Source organism: Flectobacillus sp. BAB-3569, assembly GCF_002270355.1.
GTDB classification, from domain to species: domain Bacteria; phylum Bacteroidota; class Bacteroidia; order Cytophagales; family Spirosomataceae; genus Flectobacillus; species Flectobacillus roseus.
The window spans coordinates 290,616-317,439 of record NZ_NJFZ01000015.1; the positions used below are offsets into that span (position 1 = coordinate 290,616).

The 26,824-nt window shown below is 37.7% G+C and carries 23 protein-coding genes; 12 read left to right on the top strand and 11 right to left on the bottom strand.

Annotated elements, in window-relative coordinates:
* The first annotated feature begins 257 nt into the window (after positions 1–257).
* Positions 258–512, top strand: a complete 255-nt coding sequence (locus BWI92_RS28875; RefSeq protein WP_095164109.1) for a DUF5958 family protein — start codon at positions 258–260, stop codon at positions 510–512.
* 331 nt (positions 513–843) lie between these two features.
* Here the strand turns inward: BWI92_RS28875 and BWI92_RS15205 are convergent, their stop codons facing one another.
* The 3 genes from BWI92_RS15205 to BWI92_RS15215 form a co-directional block, all read right to left on the bottom strand.
* Positions 844–1,494 carry a transposase family protein gene (locus BWI92_RS15205; protein WP_095164110.1) on the bottom strand — a complete coding sequence of 217 codons (651 nt, stop codon included), beginning with the start codon at positions 1,492–1,494 and terminating at the stop codon, positions 844–846.
* Between the two features lie 444 nt (positions 1,495–1,938).
* Complete coding sequence (locus tag BWI92_RS15210) at positions 1,939–2,826, bottom strand: IS3 family transposase (protein WP_095164111.1); 888 nt, start codon at positions 2,824–2,826, stop codon at positions 1,939–1,941.
* A 134-nt stretch (positions 2,827–2,960) separates the two neighbouring features.
* Positions 2,961–3,290: a transposase gene (locus BWI92_RS15215; RefSeq protein WP_141234797.1), complete on the bottom strand. Its 330-nt coding sequence runs from the start codon at positions 3,288–3,290 to the stop codon at positions 2,961–2,963.
* A 348-nt stretch (positions 3,291–3,638) separates the two neighbouring features.
* On the opposite strand from BWI92_RS15215, the gene BWI92_RS15220 reads away from it, so the two are divergent.
* Positions 3,639–4,325: a DUF4397 domain-containing protein gene (locus BWI92_RS15220; protein ID WP_095164113.1), complete on the top strand. Its 687-nt coding sequence runs from the start codon at positions 3,639–3,641 to the stop codon at positions 4,323–4,325.
* 143 nt (positions 4,326–4,468) lie between these two features.
* Here the strand turns inward: BWI92_RS15220 and BWI92_RS15225 are convergent, their stop codons facing one another.
* From BWI92_RS15225 to BWI92_RS15260, 8 genes are all read right to left on the bottom strand, one after another.
* Entirely contained in the window at positions 4,469–4,654 is a 186-nt protein-coding gene (locus BWI92_RS15225) for a ferredoxin (protein ID WP_229363141.1), read from the bottom strand.
* Positions 4,647–5,894 (bottom strand): peptidase U32 family protein, encoded by a 1,248-nt coding sequence (locus tag BWI92_RS15230; RefSeq protein ID WP_095164114.1) that lies wholly within the window; start codon positions 5,892–5,894, stop codon positions 4,647–4,649. Before BWI92_RS15230 ends, BWI92_RS15225 begins: the two co-directional genes overlap by 8 nt.
* A 386-nt stretch (positions 5,895–6,280) precedes the next feature.
* Positions 6,281–11,638, bottom strand: coding sequence for a T9SS type A sorting domain-containing protein (locus tag BWI92_RS15235; RefSeq protein ID WP_095164115.1), 5,358 nt, complete (start codon positions 11,636–11,638; stop codon positions 6,281–6,283).
* Positions 11,639–11,803: 165 nt separating this feature from the next.
* Complete coding sequence (locus tag BWI92_RS15240) at positions 11,804–12,931, bottom strand: lactonase family protein (protein ID WP_229363143.1); 1,128 nt, start codon at positions 12,929–12,931, stop codon at positions 11,804–11,806.
* A gap of 233 nt (positions 12,932–13,164) precedes the next feature.
* Entirely contained in the window at positions 13,165–13,782 is a 618-nt protein-coding gene (locus BWI92_RS15245; RefSeq protein ID WP_095164117.1) for a PepSY-like domain-containing protein, read from the bottom strand.
* A gap of 105 nt (positions 13,783–13,887) precedes the next feature.
* Entirely contained in the window at positions 13,888–15,126 is a 1,239-nt protein-coding gene (locus BWI92_RS15250; RefSeq protein WP_095164118.1) for an exonuclease subunit SbcD, read from the bottom strand.
* A gap of 99 nt (positions 15,127–15,225) precedes the next feature.
* On the bottom strand, positions 15,226–15,438 hold the full coding sequence (locus BWI92_RS15255; RefSeq protein WP_141234798.1) for a hypothetical protein: 213 nt from the start codon (positions 15,436–15,438) through the stop codon (positions 15,226–15,228).
* A 32-nt stretch (positions 15,439–15,470) separates the two neighbouring features.
* Entirely contained in the window at positions 15,471–16,046 is a 576-nt protein-coding gene (locus BWI92_RS15260) for a DUF3667 domain-containing protein (protein WP_095164120.1), read from the bottom strand.
* Positions 16,047–16,828: 782 nt separating this feature from the next.
* Between BWI92_RS15260 and BWI92_RS15265 the strand changes: the two genes are divergently transcribed.
* From BWI92_RS15265 to BWI92_RS15305, 10 genes are all read left to right on the top strand, one after another.
* Positions 16,829–18,031: a pyridoxal phosphate-dependent aminotransferase gene (locus BWI92_RS15265; protein WP_095164121.1), complete on the top strand. Its 1,203-nt coding sequence runs from the start codon at positions 16,829–16,831 to the stop codon at positions 18,029–18,031.
* Positions 18,032–18,403: 372 nt separating this feature from the next.
* Positions 18,404–19,693, top strand: a complete 1,290-nt coding sequence (gene nhaD, locus BWI92_RS15270) for a sodium:proton antiporter NhaD (protein WP_095164122.1) — start codon at positions 18,404–18,406, stop codon at positions 19,691–19,693.
* 218 nt (positions 19,694–19,911) lie between these two features.
* Complete coding sequence (locus tag BWI92_RS15275) at positions 19,912–20,847, top strand: fasciclin domain-containing protein (protein WP_095164123.1); 936 nt, start codon at positions 19,912–19,914, stop codon at positions 20,845–20,847.
* A 353-nt stretch (positions 20,848–21,200) separates the two neighbouring features.
* Positions 21,201–22,007 carry a sensor histidine kinase gene (locus tag BWI92_RS15280; protein WP_176464438.1) on the top strand — a complete coding sequence of 269 codons (807 nt, stop codon included), beginning with the start codon at positions 21,201–21,203 and terminating at the stop codon, positions 22,005–22,007.
* Positions 22,004–22,447: a LytTR family DNA-binding domain-containing protein gene (locus BWI92_RS28265; RefSeq protein WP_229363146.1), complete on the top strand. Its 444-nt coding sequence runs from the start codon at positions 22,004–22,006 to the stop codon at positions 22,445–22,447. Before BWI92_RS15280 ends, BWI92_RS28265 begins: the two co-directional genes overlap by 4 nt.
* 71 nt (positions 22,448–22,518) lie before the next feature.
* The gene (locus BWI92_RS28270; RefSeq protein ID WP_229363148.1) at positions 22,519–22,767 is read left to right on the top strand and encodes a LytTR family DNA-binding domain-containing protein; all 249 of its coding nucleotides are present in this window, start codon (positions 22,519–22,521) and stop codon (positions 22,765–22,767) included.
* A gap of 45 nt (positions 22,768–22,812) precedes the next feature.
* On the top strand, positions 22,813–23,484 hold the full coding sequence (locus tag BWI92_RS15290) for a hypothetical protein (RefSeq protein ID WP_229363153.1): 672 nt from the start codon (positions 22,813–22,815) through the stop codon (positions 23,482–23,484).
* 317 nt (positions 23,485–23,801) lie between these two features.
* Positions 23,802–24,500, top strand: a complete 699-nt coding sequence (locus tag BWI92_RS15295) for an ABC transporter ATP-binding protein (RefSeq protein WP_095164125.1) — start codon at positions 23,802–23,804, stop codon at positions 24,498–24,500.
* Positions 24,501–24,588: 88 nt separating this feature from the next.
* Positions 24,589–25,524: an HlyD family secretion protein gene (locus BWI92_RS15300; RefSeq protein ID WP_095164126.1), complete on the top strand. Its 936-nt coding sequence runs from the start codon at positions 24,589–24,591 to the stop codon at positions 25,522–25,524.
* A complete protein-coding gene (locus tag BWI92_RS15305; protein ID WP_095164127.1) occupies positions 25,521–26,660 on the top strand; it encodes an FtsX-like permease family protein in 1,140 nt (379 codons plus the stop codon). The genes BWI92_RS15300 and BWI92_RS15305 overlap by 4 nt, the downstream gene beginning before the upstream one ends.
* The last annotated feature ends 164 nt before the right edge of the window (positions 26,661–26,824 follow it).

The following is a 26,824-nucleotide window of genomic DNA, read 5'->3' on the forward strand; positions in this document are numbered from 1 at the left end:
GGTGTTTGAAGAATGAAGAATTCTGACTTCCCAAATATTGAGTTTTATGTCATACTCAATAATTTCAATATGTCAAATAAAAAGGAAAGCATAAACGGCTTAAAGCTTAAAATTAATCTCTATATTCCTGATTGGCTGTTAATATGCCATAAAGTTTAAGTAAATTGAGAAGGAATTTTTGATTAAGACAATACGATAATTATTATCAATCAAATAGCGCAAAATAAGTTAGATTTTAGATTGGTTGCCAAACGATATTGAATGACCAATCTTTTGATTTTGCATTAATTTTCACACAGGTAAAAACTTTATTTCCAATTCAATTAGTCTATAATTCGGAAATATATCAAAAAGCAATAAATACAATTCCTTTAAAACCTACTTATACTTCCGTTGTGATTTTGAAAACATTTTCAACTAGAATAGCTTTAGGGAAACTGGAAAAACTCCCGAAAAGCGAGCAGCACAAAACCATAATTGCATTGTTGTGGATCTTTAAAGGATACATTTAGAATAAATGTGGAATGTAAAAATATGTGTAATCATAAGTGGCACAACCTTAATTAGTAAGGCCTTTGATGTTGCACATAGGAAGGGGATAAAAGTAATTGAACAGGATAATACATAACCCCGTTGAACATAGAAAAATAACTCAAGATTAGCAATTTAACCCCTAGAGCGTTACAAATTTATATTTCACATTTACCAAAAACACGAAGTCTTTTCGTTGGTATCAAGCAGATGCCCACACACTAACAAACCTAGACATATCTCAAAACTTTAAAAGAATGAAAAAAATTAGTTACTCAGAAGCTAAAAATAATTACAAGTTAATAGACTTTATCACGGTTTATTATTTATTGTTCTGAAAGTAACTCTAAGATTATGTAATCCAACAGCAATATCCATGATTCGATCTAGGATTTGACTGGTTCTCAGGCGTATTTTCTCCTTGACGACTCTTAATCTTTTTACCCCTGCAAAAGCATGTTCTACTCTGACTCTTACTTGGGCAATTGCTTTGTTAATTTGCTTCTGAAGGGTAGTTAATGGGTGGTGTTTTGAGCTTTTATAAGGTAAAATAACATTTTCATTCTCTTTATGAGCCCCTAAAAATCCTAAGTCAGCTATTATCGTTACTGGGGAAGGTTTAAGACTTATTTCATCCCATAAGGTTTTATCATGCAGACTTCCCTCGTAGGTTTCTCCAAGATAATGGATGTAAGTATTGGAATCTGAAAATACTAAGTTTTTTACAGTATGTGTCTTCTTTTTCCCACTATAAAACTCTTTTTGAAGCTCATAGTCTGTACTTCTACTAACCTGTCTTTCAGTGACATCACATAAAATATAATCTAAGTTTTCATCAATAGTAAAACTACCCTGACGCTGAGCTAGAAAGTTTAAACGATCTAAGGTTTCATGTAAAACCACCAAGAGATACTTGATCCATTCACTTACTTTTGACTGGCATATCCCAGAATACTCTGCCATAAAAGATTGACTAGGGTTTTGCTTTAAGTAGTGCAATATGAACTTTAGTTTGGCTTCATTCCCATACAGGCTACTTAACTTAGATTCTTTAACTTGTTTATACTTGCGTAAAGTCCCTTTGAGGGTATAGTTGCTAACTTCGTTCCTCCATAAGAGGACAAAAAACTGAATATAAATGTGTGTATTCTCTATGATTAAGTGTAGTTAATGTGTTAATTTTGTTCATGGCTCGTCTTTTTTAGTTTGTTTGGTTTTGCGACTACAAATCTAAAAAATTCAAGCCTTTTTTTATGATACTTCTGAAACCGTGATAAAGTCTATTGTAGATTGACTGAGCAAGTTGAACAGACCAAGGAATAATGTTAGGCTTCACTCAAAGACTTTTTTCTTAATAATGTCCTTGCCTAAAATAGGTTGCCCTGATTTTTAGCCAAGTTAAAGTAATCAAAATTGTAAAATAGTTTGATTTGGGTTGGTGTTTTTTGAATAATCACAAGTCCAAATCGGTAAATTAGGTTTGTTTTCATTGTTTAGTTCTTTGATGTACTGTTCAAACGCAAAAGGTGTTAGTCCTTTCAGGGCTGCGTGTGGTCTTTGATAGTTGTATGTGTGAATTGCTTTTTTAAGCTCAGTGGCTAATTCGTCAAAATTTGTAATATTTCTATAGATTAGATACTGATTTTTAATCGTGCCATTCACTCTTTCAACGTGCGCATTTTCATAGACCTCATTGCACATACTGATGCTGATTTCAGCTTCATTCAAAAGGCTGACATAGGCTTCGCTGATGTATTGACTACCTCTGTCAGAATGGTGAATGAGTTCATGCTTAAACTTCTTCTGTTTCCGAGTTTTCAACGCCATTTTTAAAGCAATGATATTGTTTTCTGCTCTCATATTATCCGCAAGGGAATATCCAACGATAAAACGAGAATAAACATCTAAGACAAAAACGATGTAATAGAACTTATCATTTACTTTAAAATAGGTAATATCACTCGTCCAGAGTTGGTTAATGTCTGTGAGGACTTTATCAACCAAAAGGTTTTTGTAACGACTGTAAGGACTTGAAAAAGTAGTCCTACAGAGGTTTCTATAGGCTTTTACCCTAAAGCCATAATAGAGTCCAATACTAATAAAGGCATCTCGCCCGATTCCTTCTGGTTGATAATAATCATACATGGTTCTCAGACCCATAGCAGGATGAATCTCCCTAATTTGGAGAATCAAGCCCACATAAAGACTTTCCTTTACCTTCCATTCTTCTATTCTGCGGAGCATTTGATAATGTCCTTGTTTAGAAATACCACAAAGTGCATACAAGTGCTTCATCTGGTAAGAATATTGAGTAATATTTCGACGAAAGTACTCTAAAGTGTCGGCTTGAAACTTTTACGGTTCGCCGCTGCGATTTAGGTCAATGTCGAGTTCATTTGAGGCAATCTCAATAAGTTTAGACTGATAGTCTATCTCCATTTGTTTTTGTCGGGGATGCCTAATCCTAAAATTCGCTCAAGTTCAGCCACTTTTTTGAGTAACTCCTGAGTTTTAGCTTCTTCGGAATCTTGTTGTACAATCATCTTAGTTCCTTTTTTGTGGTGAGGAGAATATTGGTAAATCCAGCGATAAACGCTTGTGCTACTGACATCCCACAATTTACAAAATTCGATGATACTAATCCTTTTGTTGAGAATGTCTTCGACTTTTTCTCGTTTGAACGACTCACTGAAAATACGACTTTGACGAATCTCGTATTTTGTACTTTTCCAAGTTTTAGATTTTGAAGTTGCCATCATTAGTTGATTTTTGAGGGCAACCTATTTTAGGCAAGGACATAATCTTACCATTCTCCCATAACTCATAAGTCATCAACTTACCATTATCACTGTAGTAAAACCATTCTCCTGAGTAGATTTTCGTGTGATTCTAGGAATATTTAAACTATTAGTCTACATAAATTATTCTTGTGAAAAGCAGTTAGAACAAATGATTCAAAGCTAATATAATGCTATATACTGCAACTTCAACAATTAGCTCCATTGAGTCTATCTCACCCACTTGTTAAAGAATGTTAAATCCAGAAAAGGCTTACAACCATCCACTGAAATCATACCTCATTGAGATAAATTTAAACCTTCTCTTTTATGAAATTTACAAACATCTCTTTTGTTCTTGTGGCAGTATTGTCCATTTCTTGTAAGAAAGTTTACGAGGTAAATCCCAATGTAGAACCCAAACCAGCCAAACTATCGGTATTCAACGCCTGTACTGATTGTGGAGCAGTAAGTTTTTACCTAGGTACCAAAAAGTTTCTTGACAAGGATATTGACTTTATGACTGAGCTTGGCTATCAAGATTTCCCTACGAATAAAATGGAGTTAAGTTTTAGTACTAAAGGCTCAACAACTGCCATAGCAAAAAAAGAAATTACCTTATCAGAACAAGGTAACTACACCGCATTTGTGGCTGGCACTAAAGCCAATCCTTCTATTATGGTTTACAATGACGATTTATCAAAACCTAGTCCTAAGTTTGCCCATATTCGTTTTGCCAATTTTATGGTCGAAAATAAAGGACTAAATCTTTACCTTCAAGGTCAAAATACTCCTTTATTTTCACAAACGGGTTTTGCTGGTGTGCAGACTTTTGAGGCTATCACTCCGGGCTCCAACTACACATTTGTGGTAAAAGACGCTAGCAACGATTCGCTGTTGTTCCAGTTAGAAAAAGTGTCGATTGCAACTGGTAGAATTTATACACTTGTCGCCAAAGGAAGTTTAAAAGGAACGGGCAATCAGAAAGCTTCGCTAGCACTCGTTACAAACAAATAAGAAATTATAATGCCCCTTAGAAACGACAGAAACTAGTATTTTCCGTCGTTTCTAAGGGGCACTAAAAGAACTTTAAAGATCAAAGTTTAATATCTAACAAAATCCTCACCTCACAATCTGAATAACCTTTACAGGACAAGCCTCTAACGCTTGTTCATTTTCGGGGAGTTCGTCCTCGTTAAGCTGAATTTGATAGATTCCTTTTTTTCGATAGCTCCTAACAGTACAGCTTTACCATCTTTTTTGGACATACGCCAGCGCTGATAGGCTATTTCTACGCAAGCATTACAACCAATACAACGGTTTCGGTAATGAATCAACTTAAACATGAGCAGGCACGATTTTGTAAAGTTTGTCGGACGGACGTATCTTTTCTGCCACCCGTATCGCAATGGTTTCTCCTCTACTTGCAGTTGTTACGGGATTACCTTCATTGTTTCGTATTTCCTCTGCTACAGCCTCCACATACCCAGTGGTTGGCCCTGTAATAATCAACTGGTCTCCAAGGTTGATTTCTTGACTTTCGAGTAAAAACTCCCCAACGCCTATTTTTTCAAAATACTTCACTCCTTTGCCTAAATATACCTTTTTCTGAGTAGCTACCGAGCCGTATTGATTACTCCATTCGCCCATTTTACGACCTAAATAGTATCCATCCCAAAAGCCTCGGTTATATACTTTGCTAAGTTCTGCTTTCCAATGTTTAATTTTTTCGGGTGTGTAAGTACCATCGGCTATGGCATCTACCGCTTGTCGGTAACACTGTGTAGTGGCAAAAACATAATCGGCAGCACGTCCACGACCTTCAATTTTAAGCACTTTTACGCCTGCTTCGATGATTTTGTCCAAAAAATCAATGGTACATAAATCCTTGGCCGACATGATGTATTCATTATCGATTTCGAGCTCTATTCCCTCCTCTTTATCAATAACCGTATATTCTCGACGACAATTTTGGATACAAGCCCCACGATTTGCCGAGGCATTATGGGAGTGTAAACTCAAATAGCACTTTCCAGAAACAGCCATACATAAAGCGCCGTGGGCAAAAATTTCGACTTGTACCAAATTACCCGACGGACCAGTAATGTGATTTCGTTGAATATTTTTTACGATGTCACCGACTTGTTTCAAAGTCAACTCACGAGCCATTACCACCACATCGGCATAATCGGCATAGAGTTCGACTGTTTCGATATTAGTGATATTTGACTGAGTTGAAATGTGGAGTTCCATCCCTTTTTTGCGACAGTAATTCATCACTGCCAAGTCAGAAGCAATCACCGCAGAAATTCCTGCCTCTTTAGCTTTATCGATAATTCTTCGCATCAAAGAAATATCATGATCGTAAATAATGGTATTGAGGGTGATATAACTTTTGACCCCGTGTTCGGCACAAACACGAGTCACTTCGGGCAGGTCATCAATCAGAAAATTATTGGTTTGGCGGGCGCGCATATTAAGTTGTTCTACCCCAAAATATACCGAATTAGCTCCTGCTTTGATGGCGGCCATCATCGACTCCCAAGAGCCCGCTGGAGCCATGATTTCTATAGTTGATTGTGTCATTTTGCAAAAGTCTTTGAAAAATCTATCTCCAAGAGATACTATTTAGACCTGTCTTATTCAAAACAAGTCTTCCTTAAAAACCCGCAAAATTAGGTGTCGAGACATTTTCTCTGCATAATAAAAGTAGGTGCTCAAAACTGATATTTATCAATTTTGAGCACCTCAGTAAAGGAAGTTATCTGTTAATTAGCGTGTATTTAAAACCAGAAGAATAGGCTTGAAGTGTACCGTGTATATATTATTAATATTGGACAAAACGAGTACGAGATAGTCAGGTGTTTGGAACCCTCCACTGAATTTTATAAAAACAGTTTTAAACTGTTAAAAAAGCTAGTCCAAGACTAAGTCTTGAACTAGTAACTTTAAACAGCTTCATTATAAACTCTTTACTCCTTTATCACCTTACGGCTAAAGGTCTTATCTCCAACGGTCAGTTGCAGAAAATAAACTCCTGTTGGTAATGTACTGATATTCAATTGTCCTTCGTGCGCTTGTGAACGTGCGGTATTTTGTTGCAGTTCCAGCACTCGTCCTTGGGTATCACTCAAACGTAAATCGTAAGAAGCAGACTTATCTGCTCTAACTTTCCATGTCAAATAATCTGAGGTTGGAACGGGATACACCTCCACAAGAATACCGCTTTCCTCCTCTATACCTAATACCAATACCGTAACTTTGGCGGTACCACTTACTGTACCTGTACCGCAGATATTTTTTACTTCTGAAAGTGTATAAGAGGTTGTGGATAAAGGATTTACCGTAATCTCAAATGGCGTTTTCTGGGCAGTAAATTCTTGTCCGTCCGACAATTTAAAAGTCCATGGAGCATGAGAACCCAAGTCCACCTTCAGCTTGGCTTCCTTGCCATAATCAATCGACTGGTCGCCTGAGATACTGGCAGTGGCTGGGATGCTGGGTAGTTGGCTGACGGTTACAGATGGGGTAAAGTCGATACACTTCCCTTTTTGAACTATTGCTCGATAAGTACCCGAAGACTTTGCCTGATAAATAGACTGGGTGGCATCATTTATCGTTTGTTGATTTCTTTGCCATAGATAATAAAGTCCTTCTGAAGAAGTAGCTAACAAATCGACACCTTTTTCACCACATACGGATACCGAATCACTTGGCGTAATAGTAGTTGGTATCTCTGTATTTTTGAACAATATTTTCTTAGAAATACCCTCGCAAGTATAACCCGTGGCTGTTTGAAACTGTACCTGAAGATGGTAGACCCCAGGCGCATTCACTGCTAAGGTATGATGATTAGTTCCTACTGTTTCTCCGTCTTTAAACCATTGATACGTTTTGATTTTAGATCTATCATTTAAACTTAAAATACTAGTAACTAAACCCTTACATAGAAAAACACTATCTTCTGTTATTGACAACGGTGTTTCAATACTGTTAAACTGAAAGACTTTAGGGTCAGATTTTACCATACATCCTCCTTGTAGTTTTATGACTACTTGATAAGTACCATTTTCAGTTACCAAATGGTTTTCAAAACTCTGAGAGTCCGAATAGGTTGCCACTAACTTTTCATCTTTATAAATGCTATATTCTCTGATTTCATCTTGATAGAATGCTCTAAATGGTCTTACCTCTTTAGCACAGATTTTGTAACTATTTATTGGGGTATCACCTACGTAATCATTGCTGTAAAACGGTATATAAAACTTCGCATATTTCTGCGTAGATGCTATTGCAGAAGTAAGAATATCCAATGAGTGTGACTTATACGAACAAGTAGTGCCATCTTTAAAGTTTAATTCTAACTCGATATCATACTTTCCAGCATTTAATTGAGATAATCTCCGAAATCCGAAATTATTATTATACGAATCTAATTGAGCAGACTCTGCATCATCATGCCAATCATCTACTGGATGATAGTCTTTTTCATAGCTTAATCTATGTATCAACTTGCCATTCTTATTCAATCGAACAGTAAAGGACTTTATCCTAGGATAGTAATTAACACTATCGGGATAGATAAAACTTACATTGGTATTAACCGTTTGTCCTTCACAAATCGACATAATTGAAACCTCTGGATAGTAACCATCATCTAGTTGATAAAAAATAAATCGATTTTTAGGTTTTTGATATGTATATGTATTGGAAACACCCCAACAACTATCCTTTGTTACTCTTACAAAATAATCCCCACTCTCGGTCGCTTTTAGTTGAAGTCCTACTTTGCCTGCTAGTAGTTTATTATCGACAAACCATTGATACTTCCATGTAGAGTCTCCCTGAAATAGATACTCCTTAAGTGGTATGCCCATTTCATTACAACTAAATGAAGCATCTGTGTTAACACTGAAAGATTGATTAATATTTAAAGGGACTTTTCCTTGGGCACTCTTCAACTTAATGGTATCTGATACAGATTCACAAGAGCCCATTTTTACTTTCAGTAGATAGTTTCCTGCCCTGTTAAACAATCCACTGTAAGAAGTATCCGTTGACAAAGCTATCCCGTCTCTCATCCATTGATAGGATACATTTCTTCGATATTGAAAATTGCTATTTTCTGCTAATAATGTACTTTTACCACAAAAGATATCTTTACTTCCATCAACAACCACTTTAGGGATTTTCTTCAACACTATATTCTTAGGAGATGTTTTTGCAAGGCAACCACCTGATGATAAATAAATAACCTGATAACTTCCGCTTTGCTTTGCTGAAATCGTTTTAGCATCATTACTGGTTAGCTCATTGTTATAAGCCCACCTCCCAAAATAAGGATAGTAAGAAAACGTCATTTGAACAGAATCACACGCTGTAATTCCGGCAGAAGTGTAGAAAAAATCATTATAATTTAAATAACTTACCCATGCCGAAAAAGGATTATTATTCACTCCCCTATTCTTAATGATTCCTATCGGTGAACTTACAGACTGATCAGAGGTTGTGATAAAGATAGACCAGTCTTTTGTACTTTCGGGCAGCTGTATTTTGATTGGACTGTTGGTACCTTCTCCCAATACAGTACTATCCATCATTACTTTAAAAATTGTATTGGGTGCGAAGTTACCCAGTTTTTCAAAAGGAATTTCAATGGAGGATAACCCACATGCTGCGGGTATTGCATCTAGTCGAGTTTGCCTTAGAATGATACTTCGGCAATCCGAAGATTTATTCATGCTAACGGTAATTTCATGCGTAAACCCACAAGTATTAGTGTCGCTCCTGATAGGGGTAATCTTGTAGATACCTGTGTTGTTTGTATTAAAATTATCAATTACTAATGGCGATGAAACTCCTTTAAGCGTATTCGAAATCCCTGGCCCTGTATAAACTACAGAGTTAATTCCAACTTGCTCAGTAGTTTTAATCAGAGGAAGAGCTAGCTGTCCTTTTTCGCATACCTCCATTGATGAAGGGTAGGTTACTTTGACAGCATTTTTTACATTAACTATTACTGTAAAAACAGCATCACATCCACCAGTAGTCGACTGATAGGTGAGGGTATAAACTCCAGCATTTGTCTTGGCTACGTTGTTAATCACAGGATTTGCACTGGTAGAAGTAAATCCATTAGGTCCAGTCCAACGATAACTACCTGATGTTGCTTGGGGATTTAGCTCAAGTAAAGATTCCTCACAAAGACTTTTTATTTGTGGAAAACGAAGACCAGTATGTAGCTCAGGGGTAAGCGCAGCGCAGTATGGATTGCTTATCAATACTCTGTAAGTATTTGCATCATTAACCCCTACGTCTATTTTACTTTGGTTTAGTTCAGATTGGATAATACCATTTTTAAGCCATAGATAGGAAAGTCCTTTCTCCGCCTGTACTGCTAGGGTTTTGACACTCTGAGATGCACAAGTCTCAACAATGCTCGGAGTTTTTACCTCTGCAGATTCAACAGTGATTGTATCAGAATAATAGGTACATGTATTTGTAGGAAATTCTATCCAATATTTACCAGGTTCATTAACCGTCAGCGAACATCCATAATTTGGATTATTAGAAGAAGGTTCATTGATTACAACCCCATCTCTTTTCCAAATTTTATACTTAGAGTACAAGGAATAACAGTCGGATAGTGATATTTCAATGCTTTCTTTCCTACACAAATATCGTTTTTGAGGAGAGCTAAATGTTGCTATGACCTTATTCGATGGAATAGGTGCTTGAGAAAATGGCTTACTTTGGTATTGACACTTTGAGTTATTAACCTTAAGTACAAAACTCGCACCATCCGAGCTTGTAACAAAGTTATCGGTACTAATAAGTTTTCCATCTCTGAACCACTGATAGTTTATTTTGTCCTCAAAATATTGATTATTATAAAAGTATAGTATTTTAAAATTAGTACTTGAGCAAGTAAAAGGAAGAGTCAAAACATTTTTACTAAAATCAGCCAATGGAAGAATATCATTGGCATTACCCTGTACTATTTTTATGCTATCATAGGCAATACACTCCCCTTGTGTGGCTTTAATTACATAAAGCCCATACTCGCGAATGCTAAACATATCAGAAGAATAGGTTTGATTTCCATCCCTATACACAATGAATGCCCCATCTGCTTTCGCAATTAAGGAATGCCAATCAGTTTTTATATCACATACTTTTACTACGTTAGAATCAATGATACTCCCACCTGTATAGTATGAAATATTTGCCCTAATCTTGTCGGTAGACTTGATTGTTTTTTTTGTAGAAGTTCCAACACAATTACCTGATACAATTTTAAAACTATAATTACCCTCTGAGGTAACATCAAATGTTGAACCATTAGCATTCGGAATTGGTGAGTCATTTTTATACCACTGAAAGGAAGGCGATGAGGCATTAATTCCATTATTATTATTTACTAGTGCCCCTTTCAACTGCACAACTCCTCTTTTGTTACACAGTAGTAATGAATCACTTGATGTATTATTTGGAAAGTAAACACTGAGCCCCTTTGTATTTACCCTTTTAATAGTACGTGATTTAAATTCACACGTAGGAGTCTGTAAAAGGGCATAGTAAGTACCTTCCTCTGCTATTGAGATACTTGTAGAATTTAAAAAAACTTTCCCATCTTTATACCAGATTACTTTCCAATCGCCCAAAAACGAGGCAGTAGATACAGTTAAATTAGATTTTGAATCTTCACAAGTTGAGATAATATACGGATCTGGATATCCACCGAGGAGTGTCGTAACTGGGCCTCCCTCCTGTTGGTAAGATACAGATAAATCACCGATACAATCATTCCCTTCAAATTTCAGATTAATAGAGTCTTTTAGAATACAGCCAAATTGGTCTCTTGCGGTAACTTTATAATATCCACTATTGTTTGATTGGGGCAGGAGTATCTTTACTGTCTCTCCAAGTGCAAAATAGTTGTTGGGTCCCGACCACTCAAAAGTACTTGCATGACTCCCAGTTACACTAAGTACTTTGTTCCCACTTACATCAGAAGAAGTTGATATAGAAAACTTGGTAGATAAATATCGATTTATTCCGACAAAAATATGATGCTTTTGAAGCTTGTCAACCACAACGGTGTATATACCCGTATGCTTGCTAGAATCAGCAATCTCTGCAACTGTAACAGTCTGACTTCCTGTAGACTTATACCCATTAGGACCCGACCATTCATAGGTCTTTCCTTGGATGGGCGACACTAAACTTATCCTTTGTCCTTTACAAAAGTTACTCGAACTGTAGTTGCCTTGACCATTTACGAGATGTACTGATAATAAAAAGAAAAGAATGATGTAGATTTGTTTCATAATATCACATTGAATTTTAGACTACAAATAAATAAAGTTTTTCACTCGATAAAAAACTTATTCTTCATTCAAAATCAAAAAAGGCTCAGTGACATCAATCACCGAGCCTTTCTGGACAATCTAGGTTAATTTTGCGTTATTTTAAAGTGTTAGTAATTCTTTCGCCTACAACGCATCAGCAAATTTTAAACATACGGGCATCGACACTTCTATAGAATAGCCTGTGTATTTGAGCTTACCTGTTTTTTTATCTCTACTAAACACGGTAATGTTATCGCTGTCTTGATTGGCAACTACTACATAATTACCTGTCGGGTCTATCGCAAAGTTTCTTGGTGTTTTGCCTTCTACTGGAGTATTATCTACCCAAGTCAGTTTGCCTGTTTTGGCATCAATGGCATATACCGTAATACTTTCGTGTGCACGATTGGAAGCATACAAAAATTTACCATCAGCTGAAACATGAATATCTGCATCCCACTTGAGCCCAGTGTAGTCAGAAGGCACGGTCGAAATCGTCTGAATGGGTTTTAAAGCGCCTTTTTCATAACGATATGCCGTAACTGATGCCGTAAGTTCTTCAATAACGTAAGCGTATTTGTTATTAGGAGAAAATACAAAATGGCGTGGGCCAGAACCTGGTGTCGAGCTGGTAAAAGCAGGTTTACCAGGGTTTAAAAGCCCTTTTTGTGTATCTAACTTATAGGTATAAACTTTATCCACACCCAAATCTGGCACAAAAACATCGGTATTATTTATCGCAACATTCACAGAGTGAACATGTGGTTTTTCCTGACGATTTTTGTTTACTGAGCTTCCTGTGTGTTGAATGGTCTGGGTAGCTTTTCCGAGTGTTCCATCTGATTCTACAGGGAGAATACTCAAACTTCCTCCTCCATAATTCCCTACCATAACCCACTTTCCTGTACGGTCGGTAGTCACATGACAAGAACCTGGACCTCCAGCCGATTGTGAGTTGAGATAGGACAACACTCCTTGCTTACGGTCAAATCTAAAAGAATTTACGGTACCATCGCCATCGGTTTCGCCTACCGAATACACCATTTCTTGGGTTGGTGACACCGCAATAAAGGAGGGGTTTTTGACACCACTAACATGACTAGTATATTGCAATTTTCCAGTACTCGGATTAAAACGATACACATAGATGCCTTTGCTAGTTTTGGCAGTGTAGGTGCCCACAATCATATAAAATTCTTTGGACGCTGTTTGAGCTAGGACATTCACCATGGTCGTCATGGTAAGTCCAACGAGTAGCAATAGTTTTTTCACGGGATAGCTGAAGGTTTGACATAAAATACTTTAACAGAACGAAGTTAGTATTCTGGATGTAAAATATTGTACTTTACCCAATAAAAAACCACGCTCTTACAACAAGAGCGTGGTTATATGCATTATACAAATTACACTTTTAAATTATTTTGTTTGCATTATGCTGGAAGTAATCGTTCAACATTAGGTCATTTTCAAATCTTCAAATTCCCCTAATTTTCAAATCAGATAAATCAATGACCTCTACCTTTACCTTTGCCACGACCACCATTCATTGGAGGAATGTCGGCTACTTTGACAAAGTTTCCTGCTGAATCGAACACCAATACTACTCGAGTTGTATCATTTGCAATACCTACAAACAAGTTTCCATCGGCATTAGTCCCTGCTTTTTTGATGGTATAACCTGCATAATTGGTCGTAACATAGCTAGTCACTGAAGCAGGTAGCGTTGTAATATCTACTGCTGTTAGTTTAGCTTTCTTGCCATATTTTTCGATAATTTGAATAAAATTACCGCTTGCATCAAACAATAATCCTGTATGTGTACTATTCAAAGATATTCCTACAACATATTGTCCTAATGAGTCTGTCGCCGCAAATTTCACTTGTGCTCCTGCGTAGTTAGTAGTGATATAAGAAATAACCTTGCTAGGTAGAGCGGTAGAATCAATAGGCGTTAATTTGCCTTTACATTTAGTCTTTGTGGTCGAATCCGCAGCAGTACGTGCTGCTGAAACTTGGATTGCTTCTAAATCACCATCACTTGAAGGTGTAGCATCTTGTGATTGACAAGCCACCATATAAAGGCCAAAAACAGCCATCAACAATAATAACAATTGTTTTTTCATGTGTACTTATTGGTTTAACTTTTTATGAGATTAAAAAATATAGTTGAAACGTTTCATAAGTACATGACTGATGGTCGACAAAAACCGTTGCCTTCTCGACAAAAATTATTCAAAAATCTCCACAGATTGTATTTCTTTGAAAAGCTCCATCAAAGATTCGCTTGGGGCTTGACCTTTTCCTTCTTTGCTATTTTTAAAATATTCTACAAAAAGTTCTTCCATACTTTTGTTATCTATACTCACAATTTTGGAAGTACCATCATTGCCTTTTTGCAAATTTTTCACCTCAGGAATAATAGGCATCATCATCGGATGTGCATCCATCAGCCTTTTCTTATCTGCCGACTCCAAGTAACTTTCAGTTATCATCGTAATCTGAACAATAGCGTCTTGATTTTCCTCCAACCAAGCTAGAGCCTCCTCTACTTCGGTAAATTTATTACGTAACAATTTTTTCCCTTTAGTTAAAGCAATAGGTAAAAGATTGACAGGTTTCCCAGCCTGAGCCTCTACCACAACCACATATTTGGTTTGATTAGCTTCCGAAAAACTATAGGCCAAAGGGCTACTCGAATAAATAATCGGACAAGGCTCTGTATCAATGGTTTGGAATCTGTGTAAGTGCCCTAGAGCTACGTACTGCGTTTGAGGAGGAATATTTTCAGAATAAATCGCCGAGGCGCCACCTACATGAAGTATTGGTTTTTCGTCATCTGGTTCTTCGGGTTGTTCTCCTCCATTTTTCATCATAAAGAGGTGTGTTACCAAGAAATTAATCCCTTTTTCGTCGAAATATTGATCTGCCAACTGCTTCCAGTGCTGTGCCAAATGCTGGCGAAGACTATCCTCTGTATCCTCTACTCCCAAATAAGTTTTCAAGCGTACTTCGTTGGCATAAGGTGTCAAAATCAAACGCAATGGCGTTTGCTGTTTGGGTAATGCCAGCTCTATATATCCGTTATCTACATGCAATACCTCTATTCCTCCATCGGTGGTAAACGGACGGAGATAGGCGTTTGGATACCCCACAAAAATAATTCCGCAAGCACGGGCTAAGGCATCAGGCACTTCGATGCGCTCAGGAGAATCATGATTGCCTGCAATGGCAATCACAGCGCGTGTTCCATTGTTTGACAAACGATGTAAAGTAGAATACAACAGCTCGGTAGCTTCTGACGAAGGATTAAAGTTATCAAACAAATCACCTGCTACAATCACGGCATCTACCTCCTCTTTGTCGGCAATCTCCACGATTTCAGCCAATACCTCACGTTGTTCCTCCAAGCGAGAAAACATATCCAATCTTTTACCCAAATGCCAATCGGCAGTATGTAATATTTTCATTTTAAAATCAATTATGTATAATGGGCTTTGGGCTGTCAACTGAGTACTTTGGTTTAGTACAATACATCGAACTCAAAATTTATCTCCCAGCACTCTTATTTATTTTCCTCCAGTCACAGCGTTTATCAAGGCGGCTTTATCTCCAAAAAGCGAGATAAAGAATCCTCCAAAACCAGAAACCACGGCAATGACGACACCTGCGGCTAGTATGGCAAGTAAGGTTTTTCCAATCGCTGACCAAGTGTTTTCCTCCTCAAAAAACTGCTTATATGCCCAAATCATATAGACCATACTGATGAGGGAGGAAATCAAAGATTGAGCATAAAAACCGATAATACTATTTTTCAAAAAAATAAAAATGGAAACAAAAGTAACTTAATCAGTTCAGAGTGTGAAAGTACAAAAAGATGTAAAACGATGCCTTCAACCCAATTGTACCGTTCTTTTCCTAAAATCTTAACTGAGAAAAAACCATACAAAAGAATACTAAACATGAGTTGATAGGTATAATTTTCAAAAGCAAAATGTACGGCTTTTTTGACGAAGGGCATTATAGCTTTTTGTTCTTTGGTTTTCATATTTTGGAACATAATATCCATATTGAAAAGATCGTCCCAGTAATGTAGATAAATCCAAGTAGCCACCCCACCAATCAACAAAAGATAATTGACAGGATGAAAATGATTCACTCGTTTGCCCTGCACATATTCCCTTACCGAATGCCCTGGCCGAGTACTCATCATTTTTAGGGTATATAACAAGCCTCTGTTGAAATAAGTAAAGGCGTTGAGTAGTTCCGAAAATATGTCATTGAAAACCAGTCTTTTGGTGGTAGCTTTTTGCCCACAATTTGGACAATAGTGCCCGTGGTATTCGTTTTGACAGTTTTTACAATGAATTAAATCGTGCGAATGACTCATACAAATATAGGTTTGGCTAATAATGGAGAGGTTAAAATGGTGAGTTATGAATAATGAATTGTGAATTAGTAATGAGCAAAGGATACAAAAATAATTTATTTCAGATTTCTGATATTAAGTATTAGTGCAGAATTATAGTTAAGTTTTGTGTGTTAGGGACAAGGCAACAGGCATAAGGCAAGGAGTGTTAAAATGTTTTTAAAGACCACAGACATGCACTTTCCCCATAGCCCACCGCCGAAAGCCGAAAGCTCAAAAATCACCTTCAAAACTCATCACTCACAATTCAGCACTCATACTTACCTATCCTTCAAGCGCAAAATACTGAATTCTTTGTCAATGAACAATCAGAAAAATTTACCCCCCCCTAAACAACGCCACATTGAAGCTGTTTAAACCTTTTCGTTACGGGTGAATAAATTCACCCGCTAAGTGGAAAACTTTCATATTGTTAACCATTCCCCTAGCGACTCACCCCTAGTGCCTAGTGCCTATACCCTATCCCCTAAAAAACCACTCAAACACTCTGTGCCTTTGTGCCTGTTCCCTAAAACCAAAACCTATCCCCTAACGCCTCACTCCTTTCCATGCCTAAAAAATTACCATTTCAACAATTTAAGTACTCTTTTTTTAACAAGTTTACAAGAAATAAAAGCCAATATTAATTAATCAAAAAAAGTTAGTTTAAGCAATCTCCTTCAATTAACTTTGTGCAATTTTGGGGGTGACTGTAATTTGCTCAAATCTTCCTCGTTTTTTCATAATCCGAAACAACAAAAACAATGTCTGTCGAATTATTATCAAGTCGAATCAACGCATTAGAAGAGTCGGCTACGTTGGGAATGACCAAAAAAGCTCGCGAATTGGCGGCTCAAGGTCACAAAGTGATTAGTTTATCTGTAGGTGAACCAGATTTCAAAACTCCAAAGCACATTTGTGATGCTGCTAAAGACGCTATTGATGCTGGTTTTCACGGTTACTCACCAGTGGCTGGTTACCCTGACTTGCGTAAAGCAATTGCCGATAAATTAAAACGTGACAACAACCTTGAGTGGGGTCCAGAAAATATCGTAGTTTCTACAGGAGCAAAACACGCATTGGCAAATGCTATTTCGGTATTGGTAAACCCTGGCGAAGAAGTAATCATCTTTGCACCTTATTGGGTATCATACTCTGAAATGGTAAAATTAGCTGAAGGTACTTCTGTCATTGTAGAAGGTGCTTTTGATAATAACTTCAAAGTAACTCCAGAGCAATTTGAAGCAGCAATCACACCTAAGACTAAATTGGTGATGTTTGCTTCTCCAAACAACCCTACTGGTTCGGTATATACTGAAGAAGAATTGAGAGCTATTGCTGCTATTGTTGAAAAACATCCAAATATCTTCGTTTTAGCTGACGAGATTTACGAATATATCAACTTTACAGCAGGTGGTCACTTCTCTATCGGTTCTATTCCAGCTATCAAAGACCGTGTAATCACTGTAAATGGTGTTGCAAAAGGTCATGCGATGACTGGTTGGAGAATTGGTTTCACGGCATCTGCTAAATGGATTGCAGAAGGTCTTGAGAAATTACAAGGTCAAGTTACTTCAGGTACTTGTTCAATCGCTCAGAAAGCTGCTACTGCTGCTTTCAATGGTCCTTTGGATGAGGCTTACAAAATGAAGGAAGCTTACGACCGTCGTCGTCATCTTGTAGTGGGTTTGTTGCGTGAAATCCCAGGTTTCAAAGTAAACATGCCAGACGGTGCGTTCTACGCATTCCCAGATATTAGCTACTACTTTGGTAAAACTGATGGCAAAACAGTAATCAACAACTCTGACGATTTCTGTATGTGGTTGTTGGCTGAGGCTTTTGTAGCTACTGTAGCTGGTTCAGGCTTTGGTGCTCCAAACTGTATGCGTATTTCAACTGCTGCCGCTGACGAACAATTGGCAGAAGCTTGCGAAAGAATTAAGACTGCTGTAGCTAAATTGAAATAAGCAACTTTAAGCTTAGTGTAATAATGCAAAGTGAAGTTAGTGAGATAAGTAGGTGGGCAAAATAAAATTTAATTTTTGAGCCTTTGGCTTTCAGCTTTGGGCATTCGGCAAAAACATATCTATCGTAAATAAAAAACATTTTAACACTCTTTGCCTTGTGCCTGTTGCCTAGTGCCTAAACTCATAAGTCAAATCTAATTGTGCACGATTACTTAATAGATTAGTAAGTAAAATTTACATTCATAATTCATCACTCACAATTCCGCAATCATATTTAAAACCCCTGTTTTGGTTCTTCCAAGCAGGGGTTTTGACTTTATATTGTATTTTGGTACCTTCGAAACTCTATCGAGTATCATTATCCCTTTTATCATGCTATCAGGAATCGTTATTTTATTCACCCTTGGCTATTTGGCCATTGCCCTTGAACATCCTATCAAAATTAACAAAACGGCAACGGCCTTGCTCACAGGCGTGGCTTGCTGGACAGTATATGCGCTCGGAAGTGCTAATGAATCTGAAAAGGTAGTCGACGAGCTTTCGCATCATTTGGGAAGTGTTGCCGAAATCCTATTTTTCTTACTAGGTGCCATGACTATTGTGGAGTTGGTAGACGCCCATCATGGGTTTAAACTTATTACCGACCGCATTACTTCCAAAAACAAAGTAACACTTCTTTGGATTTTAGGACTCATTACGTTTTTCCTTTCTGCTGCCTTAGACAACCTAACTACAGCCATTGTTATGATCTCGGTGGTTCGCAAACTCATAAAAGAGCCTGAGACTCGTAAGCTTTTTGCAGGTATCGTAATCATTGCTGCCAATGCAGGTGGAGCGTGGTCGCCAATTGGGGATGTTACCACTACGATGCTATGGATTGGAGGACAAATTACAGCAGGTAATATTATGAAAGGTTTATTTTTACCAAGCTTGATTTCTTTATTAATTCCTCTTTTGTTTATGACTTCTCGTCTAAAAGGAAAAGTAAAAGCTTTACCTGCCAATGAGGAACAATATTCGCCCGAAAATACGCATCAGCTCATTGTAGAGGCTCAAAACTCAACTATTATGCTTGTGGTAGGTTTGGGGTGTTTGTTGTTTGTGCCTGTTTTCAAAACCATTACCCACTTACCTCCTTACATGGGCATATTACTAGGATTAGGTATCGTTTGGGTTGTTTCTGAAATTTTACACAGTGGTAAAGACGAAGAAGATCGTAAGCCTTTTTCGGTGGCACATGCCCTCAGCAAAATCGATACGTCGAGTATTCTATTCTTCTTGGGAATTCTAATTGCTATCGCAGCCCTCGAGTCTACGCATTTGCTTTCAGACTTGGCTATGTGGATGGATAAAACTATTGGTAATCAAGATATTATTGTAACTACAATTGGATTAGCCTCTGCCGTTATCGACAACGTTCCTTTAGTGGCCGCCTCGATGGGTATGTATGACTTAGCTCAATATCCTGTTGACAGTAAACTTTGGGAATTCATGGCCTACTGTGCTGGTACAGGCGGAAGCATTCTAATCATCGGTTCGGCGGCAGGTGTGGCCGTAATGGGTATGGAGAAAATTGATTTTATCTGGTATATGCGCAAAATCAGTCTTCCCGCCCTCTTGGGTTATTTTGCAGGCATTGCAGTGTTTTTATTGCTTTATTAGAGTCTAAAGCCTCCTTTCCACAATGCGCTCTATATTTTCAACAAAATATAGAGCGCATTTTTATTAAAATACGCCTAAAGTTCAGTAATAAAATCGAACAGTTCACGGAAAAGAATTTAGGTTTCACACCATAATATAGTTGTTTCACTCCGTTTTCAATATCCTATTTTCAAGAGCCAAAGTTATAGAGGTGAATTAAACATTAATCCTTTATACTTATGAAAAACCTTAAAAAAACAGGACTAGCCTTATTAGGCTTCGTATTACTTGGCTTGAGCGCATGCTCAAAAGACGAAGAAAACAACACGGTCATGACAAAAGACATCACAGATGTTGCCATTGCAGACCCACAATTTAGCACCTTAGTTTCTGCTTTAACCAAAGCTAATTTAGTCACTGCGCTGAAAGCAACAGGACCATTTACGGTATTTGCGCCCAACAATACAGCATTTACAAAAGCGGGTATTACTAGTCTGGATGGTATTAATAACACTGACCTTACCAATATCCTAACCAACCATGTGGTTTCGGGAGAAGTAATGGCAGCCAATGTAACTTCGGGTACTGTACCAACGCTCAACTCTAGTAGCCCGATTTACATTTCGAAAAATGCAGATGGTGTATTTATCAATGGTAATATCAAAGTTATTGCTACGGATGTGGATGCTTCAAACGGTGTAATTCATGTAATTGATAATGTGATTACTCCTCCTACTAAAAACTTGGTTACTATTGCAGCAGAAAACAGCAACTTCTCAGAACTTGTAAGTCTAGTGACTGCTGCCGACCCAGCTGTAGTAACTGCTCTATCTCAGGCTTCAGCAAGTGGATTGACAGTTTTTGCTCCTACGAATGCCGCTTTTACAGAACTTTATAAAACTGTTCCAAAAGCAACCTTGTTAGACCCAGCCAATCGTACGTTATTGACCAATGTATTGTTGTACCATGTCGTACCAGGACGTGTGTTCTCAACAGACCTACCAAATGTTTCGGGTGAGGTTGCAACCGCTAATTCGGCAGCGAAAGTGACATTCAACTTATCAGGTGGAGCTAAAGTGATTGGCAAATCAAGCGGAAACTCAAATATTACCTCAGCTAATATTTTGGCTACAAATGGCGTAATCCATGTAATTGACAAAGTATTGTTACCATAAATAGTAGATAGTGTCTTTACTTAGCCCTCGTCGACCTTGGACGGGGGTTATTTATTTTCAAACATACCAGTACTCAAAACCGTTATCGATATACCACTCTTTCTTCTCAATTTATGCAAAGTCTATATGCTCATTCATTTCGATTTTTGTGGGTTCTAATCCTCACGGTGTATTCTTTTGCCAATACACTCGTTACCGAAACCCTCAGCTACTATCCTATCCCATTAAAAGAACCGGAGCTACTGTTCTTGTTTTTCCTCTTGATTTTGGGTATTTGGGAAGGTAATAGGCTTATTTACTTATTTATTTCCCGTTTTCATTATCCCAAATTATGGTATAAACTCCTGCTAGGTATGGCAAGCAGTATTTTGCTTACTGCTATTTTAGCTGTTGGGTTAGGATACATTTTTGCAAATACTTGGGATGTTAGACCCAGTGATAATTTTGGTTTGCTGATCAAACTATTTTTGATGTTTGCTTTCAGAATCAACCTTTTTCTCAACATTCTCAATACGATTTATTTGTACGTGCATGAATTTGAGATGATGGCTCTCGAAACCGAAAAGCTCCGTCAAATCAGTACGCAAGCGCAGCTTCAAGCTATTCGAAATCAAATAAACCCTCATTTTTTATTCAATAACCTGAGTGTTTTAAGTTCTTTGATTAGCACTGATACCACCAGCTCAATCCAGTTTGTTAAGCAGTTTTCGAATGTTTATCGATATGTTTTAAAACACCATGATAAAGAACTGATTACCATTGCAGAAGAACTTGACTTTACAAAATCCTATCTATTCCTCTTGCAAAAGCGTTTTTATGAAGGAATCGTCGTAGACATCAAGGTAGAAGAACAATACCTCAATTGGCAAATTGTACCAATGGCTTTACAAATGTTACTCGAAAATACCATTAAACACAATATTGCTACCAGCGCCAGTCCTTTGAAAATCACACTCTATACCGAACACCCTTATTTAGTTTTATCAAACAACTTACAACCCAAACTGGTTAATACTACAGAATCCACCAATAAAGGCTTGAGCAATATCATTCAACGCTATCAGTTCTTGAGTCCTTTGAAAGTGGAAGTGATTAAAACTACACATGAGTTTACTGTGAAAATTCCCATTATTAAACTATCCTCTGAAGATCTATTATGAAAGTTCTAATTATTGAAGATGAATATCACTCTGCGCAACGAGCCAAAAGTTTGCTCCTTGAGTATGACCAAAATATTAATGTGGTAGATACCGTCGACTCAGTCGAAAAAGCTACCAACTGGCTTGTCAAACATCAAGAACCAGACCTGTTATTGGTAGATATCCACTTGGCAGACGGTTCAAGTTTTGATATTTTCAAGAAAATACCCGTCAAAAATCCTGTCATATTTACGACAGCCTATGACCAATATGCGATTCAGGCCTTCAAAATTAATAGCATAGATTATCTTCTAAAACCACTGGATTTTGAAGATTTGAGCCAAGCACTCAACAAATATCATCAGCTCAACTACGATAGAAAATCCATCGACTCGCTTGATATTCAGCGAATTATCCAGAGTATAGAAACCAATCAAAAAAATATAAATCTAGATTTTTAGTAAAATTTGGCGATACCTTACAGTATAAAACACTGGATGAAATAGCCTATTTCTTTGCCGATGATAAAATTGTGTATTTGGTTTGTCACGATGCCAAACGATATATCATTGATTACACTTTAGAGCAACTCGAACAGCTTTTACAACCAGACTTTTTCTTCCGCCTCAACCGAAAAGTCATTACTAAAATCGCCTCTATCGCAACTGTCAAGGCCGTGTACAAAGGGCGATTGCTCGTAAAACTTAAACCTAATTTTGAATCAGAAATTTATGTATCAAAAGAGCGATGTTCAGAGTTTAAGACATGGCTAGACCAATAATATTATGAAAAAAATCTCATCAAGACCTTTTTCCTAGCATTCATTTTGTTAATCAATCAGACTATTGGTATTGCTCAACATCGTGTACATCTGAAAAATGGAAGTCAAATTGTAGGAAAACTCCTGAAGTCTGATGCTTCTTCAGTTTCAATTCAAACCATTGATCAATCTATATGGGTTTTTACTAATTCCGAAATCCAACGAGTAGATACCCTTGGACAGAATTTTGGAAAGGCTACTTACAAAAGAAAGGGCTTTGTCAATTATACCGAACTTGGGCCACTTGCCATGAGTAATCGTGCCTCCAATGGCGTTACTACTTCAGCATTTTCATTTCAAACAACCAACGGATACAGGTTCAATCCGCTCCTTTATCTTGGCATAGGTGTAGGCGCAGATTTGTATGCCGTACAAACCTTCGTCCCTGTAGTGTTGAGTGTGCGAGGGGATTTAAGTACCTCCTCCGCCAAAATTCCATTTTACTTTGTGGAAGGAGGATACAGTATCAATGCAACTTCTAACGATGTTCCGACTATCAAATACCAAGGTGGTGCAACATTTGCGGTTGGTTTAGGCATCAAACTCCTTTTTCAAGAAAATAACGGATTTTTACTTGGTCTTGGCTATCGTTATCAAGAATCCTCAGTGACAGAAAAACTACAAAAATCTACCGAAGTTTTCAACCGATTAAGTATCAGGGTTGGCTTTAGCTTTTAAACCAGACGTTTATTCTGGAGCTTAACTAGTTCAAGACTCAAGTTACGGGTGAATAAATTCACCCACTAAGTGGAGGTTCACACTAGTTCAAGACTTAGTCTTGGACTTATTTTTAACAGTTTTAAAACTTACCATCAATCGTATAACATATCTACGCTCAGCACCTTTTAACATTTCCTAAAACTTCTTCAAACAATTTACCCGCCCAGATGTTTTATATATGTTTTTGAACTATTACAAAAATATAGTACGAAAACATATATAAATATCAAATATTTGTATTACTTTTGAAAAAGTAAAATGTTATCGTACTATTTATGGAAATTGTAGCAAGTGTTTCAAATGCCTCGAAGCAGTACAAAACTGGGGATACTGTGATTACAGCCTTGCAACCATCAAGTTGTGAATTCAGGAAAAATGAGCTAACACTTATCATTGGTCCTTCTGGTTCTGGCAAAACTACTTTACTATCACTCCTAGGTTGTGTGATTTTTCCTAGCACAGGTGAGGTTACTATCTGTGACCAAGTGATCAATGGGCTTAGTCAAAATCAACTTGCCAAAGTACGTCTTCAAAACATTGGATTTGTTTTCCAGAGCTTCAATTTATTGGCACCGCTCAATGCGCTCGAAAATGTCATGCAGCCATTGTTACTCCTAGGCATTTCTAGAAAAGAAGCACGTCAGCGCGCCATAGACGCCTTACGCAAAGTAAGTATGGAGGATAGAATGTATAACCTTCCTAAAATGCTCAGTGGCGGACAACAGCAAAGAGTGGCCATTGCGCGTGCACTAGTAACCAACCCTCCCTTGATGTTATGCGATGAACCTACAGCAGCCCTCGATACCAAAAGTGTTTCAGTCGTCATGGACGAACTCAAAATGCTTTCGACTACAGGCAAATCAGTGGCAGTAGTTACGCATGATTTAAGACTAAAAAAGTTTGCAGATAGAATTATTTACGTCAACAACGGCATGATTTCCGACCATCAGGAAGAAGAGGATATGCTTCTTTAACTGACCACCGAGATTTATTACGTATACCAAAAAGAGTTTGATTTTTTAGAAATACGCTTTTGTACTTTCATTCAAAATAACTATCAAAATGAAGCATTACTTGATATTGAGCCTATTAGTAGCCCTACTGATGGGCTGTAATAAAGATCAATCAAAAGAGTCAACAAATCAAAAACAATCTAACCCCAAAGCTCCCACAAAATTGGTGGTAGCCATCGGGAGAGTAGAACCACAAGAAGGTATTATCAAGCTATCTGCACCAGTTGGTGGAATTGTTGAAAAAGTCATGAAAAATGATGGCGATAAGGTGCAACTCAATGAGGTTATTCTGCAACTCGATGATGATGCTGAGCAGAATAAAATCAATGAATTGAAAGTAAAAATAGCGACTCAACGTACTCAAATAGAAATCACACAATCGAAGGTAACCGAGGTTATTGCAAATCTCAAAAACAAAAAATTGCTATTGGATAGAGCCAAACAACTCATTACTAAGGGAGCCGAAACGCAACAAGTCTACGATAATTTAGCAACAGACCTAGAGGTTTTGGAAGCCAATCTCAGTGCGGCCAAAACACAAGTACAATTAGCAAATAGTGAGCTGAATGAGCTTCAAGCACAATTGAAAACTCTTTATCAAGAAGCTGGGAAAAAAGTATTTAGAGCTCCCTTTTCGGGTATAATCCTTGACAGAACCGTCAACCAAGGCGAATCTGTTAGCCAATTTGCCAGCTATGCAGAGGTTGCCCCTCAAGGCAAACTGATTATCAGAGCCGAGGTAGATGAAATGTTTAGTAATAGTATCAAAATTGGGGACACTGTCGAAATCGTCAATATTGGGAGTAGCAATGTTATGGCAAAAGGTCAAATTTCATCGATGGCTCCTTATTTGAAAAAGAAATCTCTCTTTTCTGAAAAAGCAGATGACCAAGAAGACCGAAGAGTGCGCGAGATACGCATCTCTGTTGCTGATGATAAGAATCTCGTAATCAATGCCAAAATTGAATGTAACATCAAGCTATGATACTGACGGCCTTTAAATTTATCAAATACGACACCGCCAAAAGTATTGGGGTAATCGTGGGTATTGTGATTAGTATTTTCCTGATTGGTCAACAAATTGGTATTCTTGGCTTCTTGACTGGTCTCATGGGAGGACTCGTAGAAAACTCCCGTAAGGATATTGCTCAAATTTGGGTCATCGACAATATTACCCGCAATGCCAACGAACTCGGCAAGCTAGACGAACGATATGTTCGAGAAATTAGAAGTGTTGATGGAGTAGCTAATACTTACCCAGTAGTAATCTCGAACGGTTTGGTAAAATTCAAAAATGGAAAAACAGCCTCTGTTTTATTAATTGGAAGTGGAGCACCTGTTTTTGTGGCAGGCCCAAATCCTGTAAAGGTTTTTAAAGGCAAAATCAGTGACCTAGCCCAAGACCAGGCTATGTCGGCAGAATTCTTTGACCAAAAGACTTTTGATGCAGCACTAGAAGTAGGCACCAGAGTTGAGATTAATGGAAAGGAAGCCCAAATTAGCCTGCAAACCAAAAACGCCAGAGGCTTTGCAGGAGCGTTCTTTTACACTACACTCAGCAAAGCACGTTACTATGGTGGGTTTCCTGAAAATAAGGTCAGCATAGTCGCAATTCAAGTAAAGCCGGGTTACGATGTAGCGTCTGTTATCAAAAGCATTAACACCAAATTTTATGGTATTCGTGCTTGGGATGCCAACGAGCTTCAAGCCTCTACGATTAGCTTTATCACCATCTCATCCAATATCGGTACAAGTGTAGGGTCGTTGGTTGTGTTTGCCATCATCAGTGGCTTCTTTATTATTGGACTCACATTGTATTCGGCGGCACTCGACCGTATCAAAGATTATGGTACGCTCAAAGCCATTGGTGCAACCAACAGCTATGTCCGAAATTTGATTTTACTGCAATCCTTCTTTTTTGCTATCATCGGTTTTGTCATTGCCTTTGCACTTTTAATAGGCTTCAAAAAAGGGGTAGAAAATGCTGGATTGGCCATTAATTATTCGACTTGGGAGATACTGGGATTATTTGTCATAACGCTATTTATCTCAATGGGAGGTTCTTTGTTTGCCATCAAAAAAATCAACGGCGTCGAGCCAGCCTCGGTATTTAGAGGATAGCGGTTAGGTTTGAATTGCGGATTTGGGATTTCGGAAATAAAGTAAAATACCTCTATTGTTGATAAAATATAAAAGATTACACTTCCGAAATCCCACATCCGATATCTGAAATAAATGGTTTTTATTATCCTTCGTACACTCCTAATTCATCATTCGATATATCT

Excerpts from the sequence above, each read along its gene's own strand:
- BWI92_RS15205 (WP_095164110.1), bottom strand. The coding sequence starts at position 1,494 with ATGGCAGAGTATTCTGGGATATGCCAGTCAAAAGTAAGTGAATGGATC.
- BWI92_RS15210 (WP_095164111.1), bottom strand. The coding sequence starts at position 2,826 with ATGAAGCACTTGTATGCACTTTGTGGTATTTCTAAACAAGGACATTAT.
- BWI92_RS15215 (WP_141234797.1), bottom strand. The coding sequence starts at position 3,290 with ATGATGGCAACTTCAAAATCTAAAACTTGGAAAAGTACAAAATACGAG.
- BWI92_RS15220 (WP_095164113.1), top strand. The coding sequence starts at position 3,639 with ATGAAATTTACAAACATCTCTTTTGTTCTTGTGGCAGTATTGTCCATT.
- BWI92_RS15225 (WP_229363141.1), bottom strand. The coding sequence starts at position 4,654 with ATGTTTAAGTTGATTCATTACCGAAACCGTTGTATTGGTTGTAATGCT.
- BWI92_RS15230 (WP_095164114.1), bottom strand. The coding sequence starts at position 5,894 with ATGACACAATCAACTATAGAAATCATGGCTCCAGCGGGCTCTTGGGAG.
- BWI92_RS15235 (WP_095164115.1), bottom strand. The coding sequence starts at position 11,638 with ATGAAACAAATCTACATCATTCTTTTCTTTTTATTATCAGTACATCTC.
- BWI92_RS15245 (WP_095164117.1), bottom strand. The coding sequence starts at position 13,782 with ATGAAAAAACAATTGTTATTATTGTTGATGGCTGTTTTTGGCCTTTAT.
- BWI92_RS15250 (WP_095164118.1), bottom strand. The coding sequence starts at position 15,126 with ATGAAAATATTACATACTGCCGATTGGCATTTGGGTAAAAGATTGGAT.
- BWI92_RS15260 (WP_095164120.1), bottom strand. The coding sequence starts at position 16,046 with ATGAGTCATTCGCACGATTTAATTCATTGTAAAAACTGTCAAAACGAA.
- BWI92_RS15265 (WP_095164121.1), top strand. The coding sequence starts at position 16,829 with ATGTCTGTCGAATTATTATCAAGTCGAATCAACGCATTAGAAGAGTCG.
- nhaD (WP_095164122.1), top strand. The coding sequence starts at position 18,404 with ATGCTATCAGGAATCGTTATTTTATTCACCCTTGGCTATTTGGCCATT.
- BWI92_RS15275 (WP_095164123.1), top strand. The coding sequence starts at position 19,912 with ATGAAAAACCTTAAAAAAACAGGACTAGCCTTATTAGGCTTCGTATTA.
- BWI92_RS15280 (WP_176464438.1), top strand. The coding sequence starts at position 21,201 with ATGGCAAGCAGTATTTTGCTTACTGCTATTTTAGCTGTTGGGTTAGGA.
- BWI92_RS28265 (WP_229363146.1), top strand. The coding sequence starts at position 22,004 with ATGAAAGTTCTAATTATTGAAGATGAATATCACTCTGCGCAACGAGCC.
- BWI92_RS15295 (WP_095164125.1), top strand. The coding sequence starts at position 23,802 with ATGGAAATTGTAGCAAGTGTTTCAAATGCCTCGAAGCAGTACAAAACT.
- BWI92_RS15300 (WP_095164126.1), top strand. The coding sequence starts at position 24,589 with ATGAAGCATTACTTGATATTGAGCCTATTAGTAGCCCTACTGATGGGC.
- BWI92_RS15305 (WP_095164127.1), top strand. The coding sequence starts at position 25,521 with ATGATACTGACGGCCTTTAAATTTATCAAATACGACACCGCCAAAAGT.